This is a genomic window from Archangium lipolyticum (genome assembly GCF_024623785.1).
Lineage (GTDB): Bacteria > Myxococcota > Myxococcia > Myxococcales > Myxococcaceae > Archangium > Archangium lipolyticum.
In genome coordinates this window covers 60559-76655 of record NZ_JANKBZ010000029.1, presented here as the reverse complement: position 1 = coordinate 76655, position 16097 = coordinate 60559, and the positions used below count along the sequence as shown (strand labels likewise).

Annotated in this window: 13 protein-coding genes; 6 read left to right on the top strand and 7 right to left on the bottom strand. The window is 69.0% G+C overall.

Going from position 1 to position 16097, the window contains the following annotated elements:
• Positions 1 to 19 precede the first annotated feature (19 nt).
• Entirely contained in the window at positions 20 to 3154 is a 3135-nt protein-coding gene (locus NR810_RS40150; RefSeq protein ID WP_257460380.1) for a two-component regulator propeller domain-containing protein, read from the top strand.
• A 22-nt stretch (positions 3155 to 3176) separates the two neighbouring features.
• On the opposite strand, the gene NR810_RS40145 is transcribed toward NR810_RS40150, so the two are convergent.
• Positions 3177 to 3878 (bottom strand): TetR/AcrR family transcriptional regulator, encoded by a 702-nt coding sequence (locus NR810_RS40145; protein WP_257460378.1) that lies wholly within the window; start codon positions 3876 to 3878, stop codon positions 3177 to 3179.
• Between the two features lie 187 nt (positions 3879 to 4065).
• Between NR810_RS40145 and NR810_RS40140 the strand changes: the two genes are divergently transcribed.
• The gene (locus NR810_RS40140; RefSeq protein WP_257460377.1) at positions 4066 to 7188 is read left to right on the top strand and encodes a sensor histidine kinase; all 3123 of its coding nucleotides are present in this window, start codon (positions 4066 to 4068) and stop codon (positions 7186 to 7188) included.
• Positions 7189 to 7200: 12 nt separating this feature from the next.
• Here the strand turns inward: NR810_RS40140 and NR810_RS40135 are convergent, their stop codons facing one another.
• From NR810_RS40135 to NR810_RS40115, 5 genes are all read right to left on the bottom strand, one after another.
• Entirely contained in the window at positions 7201 to 8298 is a 1098-nt protein-coding gene (locus tag NR810_RS40135) for an MBL fold metallo-hydrolase (RefSeq protein WP_257460376.1), read from the bottom strand.
• Positions 8299 to 8356: 58 nt separating this feature from the next.
• Positions 8357 to 8851 (bottom strand): serine/threonine protein kinase, encoded by a 495-nt coding sequence (locus NR810_RS40130; RefSeq protein WP_257460373.1) that lies wholly within the window; start codon positions 8849 to 8851, stop codon positions 8357 to 8359.
• Between the two features lie 10 nt (positions 8852 to 8861).
• Positions 8862 to 9791 (bottom strand): DUF2381 family protein, encoded by a 930-nt coding sequence (locus NR810_RS40125; RefSeq protein WP_257460370.1) that lies wholly within the window; start codon positions 9789 to 9791, stop codon positions 8862 to 8864.
• Positions 9792 to 9800: 9 nt separating this feature from the next.
• Complete coding sequence (locus NR810_RS40120; protein ID WP_257460369.1) at positions 9801 to 10343, bottom strand: hypothetical protein; 543 nt, start codon at positions 10341 to 10343, stop codon at positions 9801 to 9803.
• A 175-nt stretch (positions 10344 to 10518) separates the two neighbouring features.
• On the bottom strand, positions 10519 to 11325 hold the full coding sequence (locus NR810_RS40115) for a hypothetical protein (protein WP_257460367.1): 807 nt from the start codon (positions 11323 to 11325) through the stop codon (positions 10519 to 10521).
• Between the two features lie 401 nt (positions 11326 to 11726).
• Here NR810_RS40115 and NR810_RS40110 point away from each other — a divergent pair, with 401 nt between their 5' ends.
• From NR810_RS40110 to sitI6, 3 genes are all read left to right on the top strand, one after another.
• Positions 11727 to 12137 carry a RidA family protein gene (locus NR810_RS40110; RefSeq protein ID WP_257460366.1) on the top strand — a complete coding sequence of 137 codons (411 nt, stop codon included), beginning with the start codon at positions 11727 to 11729 and terminating at the stop codon, positions 12135 to 12137.
• A 383-nt stretch (positions 12138 to 12520) separates the two neighbouring features.
• The gene (gene sitA6, locus NR810_RS40105; protein WP_456062042.1) at positions 12521 to 13219 is read left to right on the top strand and encodes a SitA6 family polymorphic toxin lipoprotein; all 699 of its coding nucleotides are present in this window, start codon (positions 12521 to 12523) and stop codon (positions 13217 to 13219) included.
• 24 nt (positions 13220 to 13243) lie between these two features.
• Positions 13244 to 13969, top strand: coding sequence for a SitI6 family double-CXXCG motif immunity protein (gene sitI6 / locus NR810_RS40100; RefSeq protein ID WP_257460363.1), 726 nt, complete (start codon positions 13244 to 13246; stop codon positions 13967 to 13969).
• 12 nt (positions 13970 to 13981) lie between these two features.
• Here the strand turns inward: sitI6 and NR810_RS40095 are convergent, their stop codons facing one another.
• A complete protein-coding gene (locus tag NR810_RS40095) occupies positions 13982 to 14821 on the bottom strand; it encodes a class I SAM-dependent methyltransferase (protein WP_257460362.1) in 840 nt (279 codons plus the stop codon).
• A 107-nt stretch (positions 14822 to 14928) separates the two neighbouring features.
• Here NR810_RS40095 and NR810_RS40090 point away from each other — a divergent pair, with 107 nt between their 5' ends.
• Positions 14929 to 15996: a hypothetical protein gene (locus NR810_RS40090; protein WP_257460361.1), complete on the top strand. Its 1068-nt coding sequence runs from the start codon at positions 14929 to 14931 to the stop codon at positions 15994 to 15996.
• The last annotated feature ends 101 nt before the right edge of the window (positions 15997 to 16097 follow it).

The window sequence follows — 16097 nt, the reverse complement described above, 5'->3', positions numbered from 1 at the left end:
GGCTGACGTCAGCGGTGCCATGACCTCGTATCGGATCGCCACGCTCGTAACCGCGGGCCTCATCGCCCTGTGGGCGGGACGTGAGGCCCATGGCGGAGAACCGCCAGGACGCATCGGATTCCGGAACTACGGCACGGATGCCGGCCTGGAGAACCACGACATCTCCTGCGTCGTCCAGGATCGGGAAGGTTTCGTGTGGGCCTGTGCCCTGGACGCCATGTACCGCTTCGATGGCGCGCGCTTCGAGCGCTTCGGGCTGCAGTCCGGCCTGCCATCGACGATCGTGAAGGACATGACGCTCGACGCCGAGGGCCAGCTGCTCCTGGTGACGGAAGAGGGCGTGGTCCGCTGGGACGGGAGCCGCTTCGTCGCCGTGCCGCTGGACGGTGTCCCCTCGCGGGCCCTGAGTCTGCGCCTGGACCCCGGCAAGCGGATGTGGGTGGGGACCGAGCAGGGCCTGTATGTGGAGGCGGAGCCGGGGCGCTTCCGCCCGGCGCCCGGGTGGCCCGGCGGAGCGGCCCGTGTCCTCTGGATGGATGCCTCGGGCACGCTCCAGGTGGCCTCGGAAGGCCGGGTATTGGGGCTCGATGCGCAGGCGCGGTGGTGGATCCGCGACCTCCCCGGGTTCATGCGCGCCAGTTCCTCGCTCGTGCGCGATGGGCTGGGCCGCCTGTGGCTGGGCGGCGACGGGTGGTTGGCCATGCAGCCCCGGGAGGGAGCGCCCTTCGAGGACCGCTCCTCGCTCATCCGGGGGATGATGGGCGCGGGACGCCGGCTGCGCGTGGGACAGCGGGGTCAGCTCCTGGTGCCGAACTACCGCGGCCTGCTCGTGGTGGAGGGTGAGCGGGCGGAGCTGCTCCGGTTGAGCCTCTCGGAGCGGGCGGCGCGGATGCGGGACGTCCTGGAGGACCAGGAAGGAACGCTCTGGGTCGCCAGCCTGGGCGTGTCCCGCTCCCTGGGGCGGGGCCTGTGGTCCGTGCACGACGTCAACACCGGGCTCCCCTCGAGCATGGTCTGGGGACTGACCCGTGGCCCCGATGGCGTGCTGTGGGTGGGCACCGACAAGGGGCTCGCGCGCGGAGTGGACGGAGCGTGGAAGTTCGTCCCCGGCCTGGAGGGCTATTCCCTCAAGGCCGTGCGCGTGGACCGGCAGGGGGCGGTGTGGGCCGCGGGCAATCCGGTCGGGCTCCACCGCTACGAGCCCTGGAGCGGACGGCTGCGGACGTTCGGTGAGGCCGATGACTTCCGGGCCAACTACACCTTCGACATGGCGTGGGATGCCGATGGCTCCCTGTGGGTGGCCACCTCCATGGGCCTGGTGAGAGGGGTGCGCACCGGCGAGACGTGGTCCTTCTCGACGGTGCTGTCCTCCACCCGGCAGCCGGCCTTCTGGGGCGTGGAGAGGGATGGAGCCGGGCGGGTGTGGACCACGGGGGATGGGCTCCACGTGCGCGAGGGCGGTGTGTTCCGGCGGCTGGGCACCGCCGAGGGGCTGCGGGATGACCGCCTGCGTTTCCTCCTGGTGCGGCGCGATGGCCGGGTGTGCGTGACCTACTCGGAGCCGCTGGGGCTGAGCTGCTTCGGCTACCGGGACGGGCGCCTCGTGGACGGCTTCCACCTGGATCGCGGCACGGGGCTCCACTCGGGTGTCGTCTACCAGCTCGGCGAGGACGCGGCGGGCCGGCTCTGGGTGGGGACCGGGGCGGGTACCCACGTCGTGGCGGAGGCTGGGGTGATCGAGCATTTCGGTGCGAGCGGGGGGGCTCCGGGCGACGACTTCAGCAGCAACTCCTTCCTGGCCGACGCCGACGGGACGGTATGGATGGGCACCTCGAATGGGCTCGGCCGCTTCGAGGGGGCCCGCTACACCGGCCCGGCCACTCCCCCGCGCGTGGTGCTGCTGGACACCACCCTGGGGACGCGCACCTCCGCCCGGCCGCCGGTGGAGGGCCTGGAGGCCGCTCACGACGAGGCGACGCTGGAGGTCCGGTTCGCCGACCTGGGCTCCCTGGACGAGAGCAACATGGAGCACGAGGTGCGCCTGCTGGGACAGGATGACGGCTGGCACACCACCCCGGGCCGCTCGGTGCGGTACACCGCGCTGTCGCCGGGCAGCTACCGCCTGGAGGTGCGCGCGCGAAACGGCCGGGGGGAGTGGGGGCCCGTGGTCGGGCTCGGTCTGGTGGTGCACCCGCCGTGGTGGGCGTCCTGGTGGGCGAGGAGCCTGGGCGTGCTGCTGCTGGGGGCCGCCGTGGCGGGGGTGGTGCGGTGGCGGGGCTCGAGGCTACAGCGCAGGAACGCCGAGCTGGAGCGCCAGGTGGCGGCGCGCACCGCCGAGCTCGACCAGGCGCGCGAGAAGGTGGTGCAGGCGGAGAAGCTCTCGGCCATGGGGCAGCTGCTGGCGCGGCTCTCGCACGAAATCAACAACCCGCTCACGGCCATCCACAACAACCTGCCGCCGGTGCGCGAGTACTTCGAGCACCTGTCCGAGGTGCTGCGGTGCTGCCGCGAGCTGCTCGCGGCCCACCCCGAGGGAGCCCGGGAGCTCGAGCGGCTGTGGCTCGAGAGGGAGCTCGACTTCGTGCTCCAGGACACGCCCGATGCGCTGGAGGCCATGCGGAACGCCGCCGAGCGCATCCGCTCCACGCAGGCGGACCTGCGGGCCTTCCTGCGCGGTGAGCGCCCGTCCCTGGAGCCCGGCGACCTCAACGCGGTGGTGAACGAGACGGTGGAGCTGCTCCGGCGTTCCCTGCCCCCGGGCGCGCGGCTGGACGTGCGGTGCGGCGAGGTGCCCCGGTTCCTCCTTCACAAGGGGCAACTGGGCCAGGTGGTGTTGAACCTGCTGCGCAACGCCCTGGACGCCATGGGGGAGCAGGGCGAGGTGCGGGTGAGCACGGGCGTGCGGGACGGCATGGCCGAGCTGGTGGTGGCCGATGAGGGCCCGGGCGTTCCTGCGGAGCTGAGGGCGCGCATCTTCGAGCCCTTCTTCACCACGAAGGACGTGGGGAAGGGCTCCGGGTTGGGTCTGGCCATCTGCCGGCAGCTCGTCACGGAGAACCACGGAGGCACGCTCGAGCTGGATGTCTCCGTGGAGCGGGGGGCGTGCTTCCGGGTACGGCTGCCGCTCGTCCAGGACGCGCACGAAGCCGCCTGACGGGCGGAGTGCTGCGCCGCGCCTACTTCGTCTGACGGCGTGGGGAGGGCCGCCGCGCCTTCGGGCGCTCGGGCGCCGGAGGATCGGTGAAGAGGTAGCGCTGGATGATGAGGACGGCCTCGCTCAGCCAGCGCTCGCGCCACTCCGCGTCGTCCGCCTCGGGCCAGGGTCCCACCTTCCGCAGCGCGAAGGAGGTCAGCAGCAACATGCCCATGTGGGCCACCGCCGCCTCGGCGTCCAGCTCCGGGCGGACCCGCCCCTCCCGCTGCCCCTGACGGAGCGCGTCCACCACGAGGCGCAGCCACGGCTCCATGCTCCGCTGCAGGCGCGACACCTGCGTGGGGTCTCCATCCAGCACCTCGCGCAGGATGACGCGCGCGGCGTCCGGCTCGGCATCGAAGAACTCACGCAACTGCTTCATGGCCAGCGCCAGCCGCTCCTCCCCGTGGCCGGAGAAGGCGCTGAGCAGCAGCAGCAGGTGTTGGTTGGATTGCTCGACGATGGAGGAGACGACCGCCTCGTGCAGGGCCTCGCGCGAGGGGTAGTGGTAGAGGAGCGCCTGCTTGCTGATGCCCACGGCCTGCGCCACGTCATTGACGGAGATGGCGCCGAAGCCCCGCTGGGCGATGAGACGGGTCGCCTCCCGGCGGATCCGCTCACGCAGCTCGGTCGTGGGTGCTCCGCCCGCGCGCGGCTTGCTTGCCTTCACTCTGTGTCCGCTCATGTCCTCGTGCGGCAGGGATGGAGCCACACCGTATCCCAGGCCCCCGTTCTTCTCCGAGTCTTCATCTCCAGGCAAGGGAGCGGAGGGGCGCCATCCTTCCCGCCACCTGGGCCGCGTGACGACTCACGTGGTAGGTTGGTCTCCTGGGCACGCGGCGGAGTTTCGCGTCTTGGAGAGCACGGGAGTCATGTCGTCGCATCGGATCGCCACGCTCCTGGCCGTGGGCCTTGTCACCCTGGTGGGTAGTGGGGCCAGAGGCGCGGAGCCTCCAGGTCGTGTCGGGTTCAGGAGCTACGGCGCGGAGGCGGGGATCGAAAACCCCGACCTGCTGTGGATCCTCCAGGACGGGGAGGGGTTCGTCTGGGCCGGCGCCCTGGACGCGGTGTACCGCTTCGACGGCACGCGCTTCGACCGCTTCGGGCTGGAGGTCGGTCTGCCGTCGGGGCCGGTGGAGGACGCGACGCTCGATGCCGGGGGGCGGTTGCTCCTGGTGACGCAGGGGGGCGTGGTCCGCTGGGAGGAGGGCCACTTCGCCGCCCTGCCGATGCCCGGTGTCCCCTCGCCGCTGTGGTGCGTCCGCCTGGACTCCAACAAGCGGATGCTGGTGGGGACCGAGCAGGGGCTGTACGTGGAGGCCGAGCCGGGGCGCTTCGTCCGGGAGCCGGGGTGGCCGGGCGGACCGGCCCACACGCTCTGGGTGGATGCCTCGGGCGCGCTCCAGGTGGCCTCGGGCACGCGCCTGCTGAGCCGCGGCACGCAGGCGCGCTGGCTGGTTCGCGAGGAGGTGGGCGGTGGAGGCCCCATCCTCGCTCTCGTGCGCGATGGGAGCGGCCGCCTGTGGGTGAGCGGTGACAGGTGGCTTCTCATGCAGCCCCGGGACGGCGCGCCGTTCGAGGATCGCTCCGCGCTGCTTGAGGGCGCGCGGGGCTCGGGACGCCGTCTGCGCGTGGGGCGCCGGGGACAGCTGCTGGTGCCGACCTATCGCGGCCTGCTCGAGGTGGAAGGCGAGCGCGCGGGCTTCCTCCGGTTGGGTCTCTCGGAGCTGGGCGCGCGGGCGCGGGACGTCCTGGATGATGACGAGGGGGTGCTCTGGATCGCCAGTCAGGGCGTGCAGCGTGCCCTGGGCCGGGGCCTGTGGACCATCCACGACGCCTCCTCCGGGCTGCCCTCGAACCTCATCTGGGGTATGGCCCGGGGTCCCGACGGGACGTTGTGGGTGGGGACCGATAGCGGGCTGGTGCGCGGCACACCCGAGGGGTGGGTTCCCATCCCGGAGCTGCGCGGCCATGCGCTCAAGGCCGTGGAGGTGGATGACAAGGGCGTGGTGTGGGCCTCGGGCAATCCAGGGGGGCTCCACCGCTACGAGCCCTGGAGCGGAAGGCTGCGGACGTTCGACGCGGCCTCGGGTTTTCCGGCGCGCTCCACGTATGGGATGACGGTGGAGCCGGATGGCACGTTGTGGACGGTGGGCACCTCCGGTCTGGTGCGCGGGGCGCCCTCTGGCGAGGGGCTGTCCTTCGAGACGGTGCTGCCCGCCAGCGAGCGGACCGTCTTCTTCGGTGTAATCCGGGATGGGGCGGGCCGACTGTGGGCCGCGGGGGATGGGCTGCACGTGCGCGAGGGGGGCGTGTTCCGCCGGCTGGGCACCGCCGAGGGGCTGCGGGACGACCAGGTGCGCTACCTGCTGGCCCGGCGGGATGGACGGGTGTGCGTGTCCTATTTCCAGCCCCTGGGCCTGAGCTGCTTCACCTACCGGGACGGGAAGCTCGCCGACCTGGTCCACCTGAGCCGGGGCATGGGGCTCAACAACGGCGTCGTCTATCAGATTGGCGAGGACTCGGCGGGCCGGCTCTGGGTGGGGACGGCCGCCGGGGTGGACGTGCTGGACGACAAGGGGAGGCTCGAGCACCACAGCGCGAGCGGGGGATTGCCGGGGGATGACTGCAACGGCAACTCCTTCCTGGCGGAAGCGGACGGGACGGTCTGGGTGGGCACGTCGAATGGGCTCGGGCGCTTCGAGGGAGCGCACTACACCGGCCCGGCCGCGCCGCCGCGGGTGACCCTGCTGGAGACCTCGCTGGGGAAGCGCACGCTCGCCCGGCCGCCGATGGGGGGCCTCGAGGCCGAGCACGACGAGGCGACCCTGGAGGTCCGGTTCGCGGACCTGGGCTTCGTCGATGAATTCCAGGTGGAGCACGAGGTGCGCCTGGTGGGGCTGGATGACTGGCACGCCTTCCGGGGCCAGTCGGTGCGCTACAGCGCGCTGGCGCCGGGCGGCTACCGCTTCGAGGCGCGTGCGCGGAATGGCCGGGGCGAGTGGGGACCCGTGGCGGGCGTGGACCTCCGGGTGCACCCGCCGTGGTGGGCCGCCTGGTGGGCGAGGAGTCTGGGCGTGCTGCTGCTGGGGGCCGCCGTGGCGGGGGTGGTGCGCTGGCGGGGCTCGAGGCTGCAGCGCAGGAACGCCGAACTGGTGCACCTGGTGGAGGCGCGCACCGTCGAGCTCGACGAGGCGCGCGAGAAGGTGGTGCAGGCGGAGAAGCTCTCGGCCATGGGGCAGCTGCTGGCGCGGCTGTCCCATGAAATCAACAACCCGCTCACGGCCATCCACAACAACCTGCCACCGGTGCGCGAGTACTTCGAGCTGCTGTCCGAGGCGCTGCGGCGCTGCCGGGCGCGGCTCGAGACGCATCCCGAGGAGGTGGAGGAGCTGGATCGGATGTGGCGGGAGCTGGACCTGGACTACGCGCTCCAGGACACGCCCGAGGCGTTGGAGGCCATGAGGTACGCCACCGAGCGCATCCGCTCCACGCAGGCGGACCTGCGGGCCTTCCTGCGCGGCGAGCGCCCGCGCCTGGAGTCCGGAGACCTCAACGAGGTGGTGGGCGAGACGGTGGAGCTGGTCCGTCGCTCGCAGCCCCATGCCGCGAGGGTGGAGGTCCACTATGGCGAGGTGCCCCGGTTCTTCTTCCACCGGGGGCAGCTGGGCCAGGTGGTGCTGAACCTGCTGCGCAACGCCCTGGAGGCCATGGGGGCGCAGGGGAGGGTGCGGGTGAGCACGTGCGTGCGGGACGGCATGGCCGAGCTGGTGGTGGCCGATGAGGGCCCGGGCGTTCCTGCGGAGCTGAGGGCGCGCATCTTCGAGCCCTTCTTCACCACGAAGGAGGTGGGGACGGGGCTGGGGCTGGCCATCTGCCGGCAGCTCATCACGGAGAACCACGGGGGCACGTTCGAGCTGGACGACTCCGTGCCGCAGGGGGCGTGCTTCCGGGTGCGGCTGCCGCTCGCGCAGCGGGAGCGCGAGGCGGCCTGACGGCACCGTGACTCAGGGGTTGGAGGCCCCTTCCATCGGGGGCACGTTGCGTCCCTCGCCGAAGCCCAGCACCCACCACTCGGGGGCCTGCTGGCCACGCTCGGCGAGCGCGCGCTTGAGCTCCTCCACCGCCTCCGTCTCACCGTCGTCCCCGAGCGGGAAGGTGCCGTAGTGCATGGGGACGCTGTAGCGCGCGCCCAGGACCACGCTGGCCTGGATGGCCTCGCGCGGTGACACGTGCACGGGAGACATGAAGCGCTCGGGCTTGTAGGCGCCGATGGGGAGCACCGCCAGCCGCATGGGGCCGAAGCGCTCGCGGGCCTCGGCGAACTGCCGTCCCCAGCCGGTGTCTCCCGCGAAGTACGTGGTGCCGTGCGGACCGCGGAAGACGTAGCCCGTCCACAGCGTCCCATCGCGGTCCAACAGGCCCCGGTTGGAGAAGTGCTGGGTGCGCGCGCTCACCAGTGTGACCTCGGGGCTCAGCGGGAACTCCTGCCACCAGTCCACTTCGGTGACATGGCGCAGACCCTTGCTTTCGAGGAAGGCACGGTTGCCCAGGCCCGCGAAGACGCGCAGGTCGGGGAACTTCTCCTGGAGCCGGCGCAGGGTGGGCACGTCCATGTGGTCGTAGTGGTTGTGGCTGAGCACCACCACGTCGATGGGGGGCAGCTCCTCGAAGCGGATGCCCGGGGGACGCACGCGCCTGGGGCCGATGAAGGAGACCGGGCTACAGCGTTCGCTGTAGATGGGGTCGGTGAGGATGTTGAGCCCGTCGAGCTGCAGCAGCACCGTGGCGTGGTTGATGAGCGTCACGCGCAGGTCGCCGGGGCCCACGCGCTCGGGCGGAGGCGGGCCGGGCAACTCCTCGTGCCAGTCGGACCAGGGGCCTGGCTCCTTGGTCAGCTGCCACTTCAGCACGCTCCCCCGCTCGCGGGGCTCCAGGTTGACGAAGCGCTCGCCGTCGAAGTGGTCGCTCGGGGGGCCCTTCCAGGTGGGCGCGGAGAAGATGCAGCCGCCGATGCCCACGCCGCCCAGGGCGAGTCCGAGCACCACGGACAGGAACGCGAGACCACGGCGCAGCAGACGTCTGGCCAGGGAAACCGTTTTCATCCAATCCAGATAACGCTCTGGCGGTTTCAGCACCAGGGCCTTCGGACCGCGATCTTCACTACCGAAAGGCGTCGACGATATCGGCCCCCGCGACGGAGAAGTCGAGGATGGCGGTCCCAGGCAGCGACTCGGGCCGCTTGCGGAGCTGATTCTCACTGAGCCGGGCCACCGCGCAGATGGGGATCTTCTCGCTCTCTGGCGGGTGGGCCTCGTAGTACCGGATGACGACCTGTGGCCCGGCGGTCCAGACCTGCCCGTACAGCCGGGTGGTCGCTTCGAGCGTGCCGAGGTCCTCCTTCAGGATGCTCTCGAGCGGCCCGTCATAGAGTGTGATGGGCCTCGACTTGATCTGGTTCGCGTCGAGCTCCACCCACGCGGAGTCCCCGACGTGCAGCTTCAGATAGCGCATCGCCTTCTTGGCTTCCTCCGGGCACTCCTGTGGACCCGGCGTTCCATCCGGACGCAACGCCACCCCGCCACTGGTCGTTGTACAGCCAGAGGACGTCAGGAGCAGGACGACAGTGCCGAGCAAGAACGCTTGGATTGTGGGCATGTCGGAACTCCTACTTTCGAATGAGCGTATGATCCAGCATGACGGTCACCTGCTGGAGCCCGTCTTCGCGGTAGATCTCCAAGAACAGGTCAACGAGGCCCGCTTTCGACTCGAAGGCACTCTTGTCCGCCACCACTGCGATTGTCCCTGACTGACCCTGGACGAGCAGGGTCCGGTCCATGCGAAGTGCGAAGGGCCGAGCCGTATCGGAGGTGCGAGTGGAGGTCAGTCGGGCATCCCTGAACTTCCACGGCCTTTCGTTGTACGTGTTGGTCAGGTGGATGACGGCCGCGGTCTTTCCTGGCCCCGAATAGGCCTCGATGGTGATGTCCATGTCCTCGTTCTTCAGGACCATCTTTCGCTCCTTCCGGAAGGGCGTCTTGGCTTGCTCCCCATGGACGAGGAGCGTGGCCCAGGCGTGGTCGACCGATTTCTCTTCCTTCTTGAGCCGCTCGTTCTCCTCTTTCAGCCTCTCTTCTCGCTTGAGTGTGGCGTAGAGGGTGGAGAGCACCGCGTCGTAGCTCTTGCTGTCCTTGAACACGTTCACCTGTTGGTCCGTCCACCCCCACTCCTCATTGAGTGGTGGGCTCACGAGGAACGGAATCTCGGTTCCGTCCACGAGCGTCACGAGCAGGGGAATCCGTTCGTCCTTGCCGAGATCACGGATCGGTTCCAGCACCACCTTCCTGCCTCCCACGAGCGGGGGCTCGAACCGGCCCTCCCAGCCCAGGAGCTTCGTCCTGGCCGGATCGCAGTCCTGTTCGAAGCGGAGGACGGTGGTCACCTGGCCGGACACGTAGATGCTGTGTGTCGCCCTGGTGGGGTGGTCCGAGAGCAGGAGTGTTCTGACCTCGAGCCTCGCGTCGGGAGCCCTGGCCATTGCCACGGAGGCCAGGAAGAGCAGGGACAGGACAGACCCGATGGGGAGTGGGGTTCGCATGGTTGCGTCTCAACACCCGGCCACGGAGTGCAGCACCTGGCGGTGGTAGTTGGTGCTGCCCGTGTGTGTGCAGAAGCGCTCGGCCAGATTGCCGAGCCTGCGGGTCAGTGCCTCGTACTCGGTCCGGCTCACGTCCCTCAGCGACAGATACAAGCGCGCCGCCCCTTGCAGGTACGAGAAGAGCGGGTGGTGGTCCTCCGCGTCCGGATACCGGCGGAGCTTGCGGTAGATCCGCTCGAACTCGGCATCCGTTTCGGGCTGGCCCATCGACGTGCAGTAGATGGCCGCCGTCGACTGCAGCAGGACCATGAAGGATTCATGCTGTGGGGCTGTCCTGAGCAGGAAGGGCGTGACCTCTGCGGTCGTCCAGAGCTGGGTGATGGGTTTGAGTCTCACCTGGGCCGTCGTCCATGACTCGTCCAGCACCTGCACCTCTTCGCCCAGCGGTATCGGCAGCCCCTGGGGCCCGAACTCGATGGACACCTGGAGCAGCTCGGGCCGGTCCAGCCCGAGGCCCATCCGTTCCAACTCCTGTCTCACCCGCAAGTCCATCACATCACCTCCGAAGTCGAGGCGATGATGCTACTTTTCCCGTAGGATGTCGAGAATCTCTGCGTGCGTGCTTCCAGGTGGATCCGCCGCGGACCTTGTCGAGGCAGTGCACCGGATGTGGCGGGGCATCCATCGTGCGCAGGCAGGGGCCGTGGCGGCTATGCCGCTATGGATGCTAATGCCGTTCCAATTGCCTGTCCCAGGCTGCCAACTGCATGGTCACGGTGTAGATGTAGGCGCTGGAGAGATTCTCGAAGTCTTTCGGGGAGAGCGTGGCGAGGCGCTCGCGCAGGAAGTCCGGGTCGCTGAGTACCTCGCGGTGCTTGAATTCGGCGTCCACCTCTACCAGGACGGGAATCATTCGGAGCAAGGCCTCCATGCAATCCTCTCGGGTAGCGCGAGACATGCGCTCCACCGTCAGCTCCATGTGCTCGCGCACCGAGGCGGGGCCACTGGGGCACCACGCCTCCAGGGTCTTGCGGTAGATGTAGTCCATGAGGTCGTCGAGCGTATGGTGGGTGTCGGGCACCCTGTACGCATAGCGCGGGCCCTGGAGCACGTCCCAGAAGCGCAGCAGCGCGGCGAGCCGTCTGGCCATGCGTTCCGCGCTCCGCGGTGGGGGGGGAGACACGGCATGGTAGAGAGCGCCCCACGGGGTGCCCAGGCAGAAGGACTCGAAGGTCTCCTCCATGCGCTGGCGCTCCTCTTTCGGGACGCCGTCATTCAAGTTCATGAAGACGTCGATGAACATGTGAATTCGCCAGCTCGAGCGGTACATGAATTCAAACTCAGCCGCCGAGTGCATCACCAGGGGCTCGCGGGGTGGCACCTGGAGCATCCGCCGGGGAGGGGTAAAGGCACCCGTCTTGAGGTACTCCCGGGCCCACCCCTGGCCTTTGGCCCTTACCTCACGGCGGATGGTGCCTGGAGGGCCGTGGAGCATCGCGGGGAACTCGAGCACCGGGGACTGTGACACGGTCATGGCCCGGGCCCTACCACGGCGGTCACGTGCGCCTCAATCGCCAAGGACCTGCGCTCGCTCCGGGGACGACAGATGCCTGCCGACCGCTCTAATGACAGTCCACGGGCAGGTAGACCTGACCTTGGAAGCCGTTGGGGAATTTGCTCCCTTTATGGGCAGCGCGCTCTTTCCAGGACCAGGACACGGCCTGCTCCTCGCTGGTCCAGGAATCATGGAAGCTCACAGTGAGCAGGGCGTGGATGTCTGCGCTTCGCCCTATGCGTTGTAGCTCCCCCGTCGCCGGAGGGGGGAACGCCGTTCGTCAATGGACCCGGTATACGAGTTCGGCAAGCACCCGTTCAATCTGGGGGCGGCGACGTCCCCGGAACTCTTCACCCGACACTGCCAACTGGAGATCACCCATGCCCGTAACCCTGATCAACCCCGACGGACTCCTGAAGACCGACGCGCTCCGATACCGACAGGTGGCGATTGCCACCGGTACCCGGCAGGTGCACATCGCGGGGCAGGTCGCGTATGACGCGGAGGGTCGGCTCGTCGCGCCGGGTGACCTGGCTGGACAGGTGGCGCAGGCCTACCGCAACGTCGCCATCGCCCTCGCGGCTGCCGGGGCGACGTTCCGCGACGTCGTCCGACTGACAATCTATGTGGTCGACTGGAAGCGCGAGATGCTATCCGACTTCCTTGCCGGCATCGAGCGAGTCTCCGAGGAGTTGCAGATCGTGCCGGCGCCGGCATCGCTGATCGGGGTCTCCGTGCTCTTCGAGCCGGGCGTCCTCGTCGAGATCGAAGCCACCGCAGTAGTGGACTGACCAACGCGGCAACCTGCGCACGAGCGCCCCACGGTCGATTGACTGCGGGCGCTCAGTGTTCGGGGCGGGTAGGTCGCGTGATGTTCCTGGGAACGCCATGGTCTCCGTGCCCGTGACGGTCACCATCCAGGAGCCGCCGTTCGCGCTCCCCCTGGGGAAACGCCTGGGGCCATGCTCCAGAAGAACAAAGGGCCCCAGGTTCCGGAGAACCTGGGACACTGAAGCCTGGATCATCCGGCGGTGAGTGCCGACGCGATGTACCAGTGCCTCGCTAAACCAGCGAAAACTCTCGATTTCTTGGAGGAACTCGGAGGGATCGGGCTACTCCCAGGCAGAGCCGTACCCGCCACCTCCACCCTCCCATTGCTAGGCTTCGGGCGCCGATGACCAGAGCCCGCTCGAGCCATTGCCTGTTGTCGTTGTTTCTCGCCTCTCTGCTGCTGACCGCGTGCGCAACCGTCACACCCGCCGAGGGCGGCACTCCTACCTGCGACGACCCGGGCGCCGATCAGTGCGTCGTGCTGGCTTGTGACGAAGGCGAGTGCGGCGTCTTCAGCTGCGAGGACGTAGACCCGGAGGCGCTCGTGCAGGTGCCTCAGGTGCATGACGTGAAGCTGGGACAATTCTCTCGCCCTCCCTTTCGCAGCCCCAGCACCCAGCGCAACTGGAGACGAGCGGGGCTCCGGGAGGACGCCCGACCCCGGATGACGTTCCACTTCCGTTATCGCCAGGGCTTCCTCCCGGCCTTTCCCCGGCTCGACGGCAAGCTGATCAAGCACCATCTCTTTCCGCAGGCACAGGAGTTCAGGAGATGGTTCAAGGAGTGTGGCATCAACATCCACGAATGGACGATGCTCCTCCCGGAGCACGTGCACCTGCGCATCCATCGCGGCGCGAACGGCGGCCCGTGGAACGCGGCGTGGCAGCAGTACTATAGGGCCAATCAAGACCGTCTGGTGCCAAGGGAAGAGCTGATACGCAAGGCTTTCGAGCTGGCCCTGCGCTTCGACATCGCCGGTCCCCTCAGTCCGTATTACTCCGCTCCGGTGCCTCCGCCCGGACCTCAGCTTCTCGCCCCTTGAGCCTCGGGCTCAAGACTCGACCGCATGAAATTCTACGAACTGGAAAGAGATCCGTCGCTTCGCTACACGGGCAACCTGAACGCCTCCCACAAGTGGGGGCTACCCGGTATCAAGCCCTGCCTTGCCTGTGGTGTGCAGCCAGAGGGGCGGACATCGGCCCAGTATCCATGCGTGGATTTGTCGGTGCTGCCAACCGAGGCACAGGAGAAGCTGTTGGATTCCTGGCCCGTCCCGCTCGAGGAATTCATCCGGTTGCGTGAGTGGGTGCGCCCGTTGGTGCCTCCGGACGCCGTGCTGAAAACGGGAGCGGGGTTCGGTCCGCTTCAGGGAACAGGTAGGGGCACCTTCGGCCAGCTCATCATGCGGAATCCCTGGTCGCTCTGCATGCGCCGCGAGGCCTTGGAACGATTGCAGAACGCGGGCGTGCGTGGCCTCCTGGGCTGCCCCACCGAGGTACGGTTCCGCACCAGAAACGCACCCGAGTTGCGGGACATCCAGTTCGAATCCCACGGGCGATTCCACCCGGACTGCCTGCCGCCCAGGGCGCCTCCGTGTCCCGCGTGTGGTGCCGACAAGGGCTACAGCGTCCCGGAGCCGTATTGGCTCGACGCCGCATCGCTGCCGGAGCACGTGGACATGTTCCGGCTGGCCGACGCCTCGACGCTCATCATCGCCAATGAGCGTTTGGTGGACGCGGTACGGCGCCTGGAACTGGATGGAGTCGTCTTCAAGGAGGTGGAGACTCGCTGAGTCGTCTTCGCGCTACCGCCTCGCCACGACGAGCCACGTCACTCCACCGAGCAGGATCTTCCCGTCAGCCCGAGAGGGCTCACATTCGCGGGCGACCTCCTCCTCCCACGCCCGCTGAGCCTCCGGCGGCAGCGCCTCCACGACCTTCGCCACGGGGCCCCCGAGCTCGCGAATCCAGCGCACGACGCCCGCCCCATCCTCCGCTTCCATCACGGGCACATGCATGGACTCGGCGTGCTCCAGCTCGAACCCGCTGCGCGTCAACAGCGGGCGCAGGCGCTCGGGGTCGGAGAAACGGAACACGCCCGGAGCATCGGGGTCCACGGGGGGAAATTGATGGAAACGGGCCAGGCTCCTGCGCGGCAGCGACCAGTACTCGACCTGCCCGGGACCCCCCCAGCATGCGCACACCAGGCGCCCGGAGGGACGGAGTGCCCGCCAGAGGCGCTCGAGCGCCCGCTCGGGCCGGGACATGTACATCAACGCCCAGCGCACGGTCGCCGCATCGAAGGACTGCTCCGGTACCTCGAGCGTCTCCGCATCCGCGGCACGGAACTCGATGTTCGAGAGGGCCAGGGCGCGTGCCTTCTCCCGTGCGGCCTCCAGCATGCCGTCGGACACGTCCGTTCCCAGCACGAAGCCGGAGGGGCCCACTCGCTGCGCGGCACGGAGGGATGGCTCGCCCATCCCCGAAGCCACATCGAGCACCCGCATGCCCGGCCGAAGGCAGGCCAGGTCGAGCATCCGCTCGCTGACGGGCGCCGTGAGGCGGGACTCCATCTCGTCGTACTGGCGGATGACGGTGGCGCGCTCGGCCCACCAGTTCCGTGGCGGCGGTCTCTGGGCTGTCATGTCTGATTCAGAAGTATAGAAGAGATGGGGCCCTGGCAGTGCCTCCGCTGGAGCTTGGGTGTGGCAAGCTCGCGGACCTGGCTGACGCCCACTGCCTGGAGAGGGTCATGACTTCTGCCTTCGTCGTGTCGCTGGAGCCTGGGAGGAGCTTCGCTCGCACGGGACTCCTGCTCGCCGCGCTGATGTCCACCCTGGGGTGCGGTGACAAGGAGCCGTCACCGTTGGAGGGCCCGGGGAGGCAAATCATCTCGGATCCCGGGAGCACGGAGCTCTGCCGCAAGCCGCTCTTCCCCGCGGACTCGCCGTGGAACAAGGACATCTCCACGGCGCCGGTCGACTCCCAGTCCAGCGCGGTCATCTCCTATCTGCAGGGCCGGGGCTGGGGGGCGGGACGCATGCAGATCGACTTCTCCATGGAGGTGCTCTGCACGGACGAGGCGCCGATGCGCTCGTTCCAGAAGACCAGCGACTTCTACTCGCCCGACTGTGACGACACGGCCATGCCGGTCCCGGTGGGTGGGGCGCTGGAGGGAGAGAGCGGCTACGAGTGCACCGGGGATGGGGATTGCCACCTGATCGTCATCCACCGGCCCACGCGGAAGCTCTACGAGCAGTGGCGGGCCCATCTCTCCGGCAACACGTACCAGGGCGGGTGCCTGGCGGTGTGGGAGCTCGACCGGCTCTACCCGGCCCAGGGGCGTGGCGAGCAGTGCACGAGCGCGGACGCCGCGGGCCTGCCCATCACGCCCCTGCTCTTCGACGCCGATGAGGTGGCGGCGGGCGAGATCAAGCACGCCATCCGCTTCATCCTGCCGAACGATCGGATCCGGAACGTGACGTACGTGCGCCCGGCGACGCACGCCACGCGGGCCGCGAGCGGCGGCACGAACGCGCCGCCCTATGGAGTGCGCCTGCGCCTCAGGGCCAACTATCCGGTGGACTCCCTGCCGACGGCGGGAGCCCGGGTCGTGGCGCGAGCGCTCCAGAAGTACGGAATGATCCTGGCGGACGGCGGCAACATCGCCCTGACGGCCCAGAGCGACCGGTTCACGAAGGCCAAATGGAATGGCCTGCTGGGCCCCTTGGATCTCCGGACGATCCAGCCCTCGGACTTCGAGATGGTGGAGGCCGGCCAGCGCTTCACCTGGACGGGGGACTGCGTGAGGACCCCGTGAGTGTCCCCCAGCCAGGAAGTCACTCGGGGATCCGAACGCCTTCGCATGGCGGCGCTGCGGAGCCCCCCACCCGCCCACCGGCCGGGCGAGCCAGCCCTCCG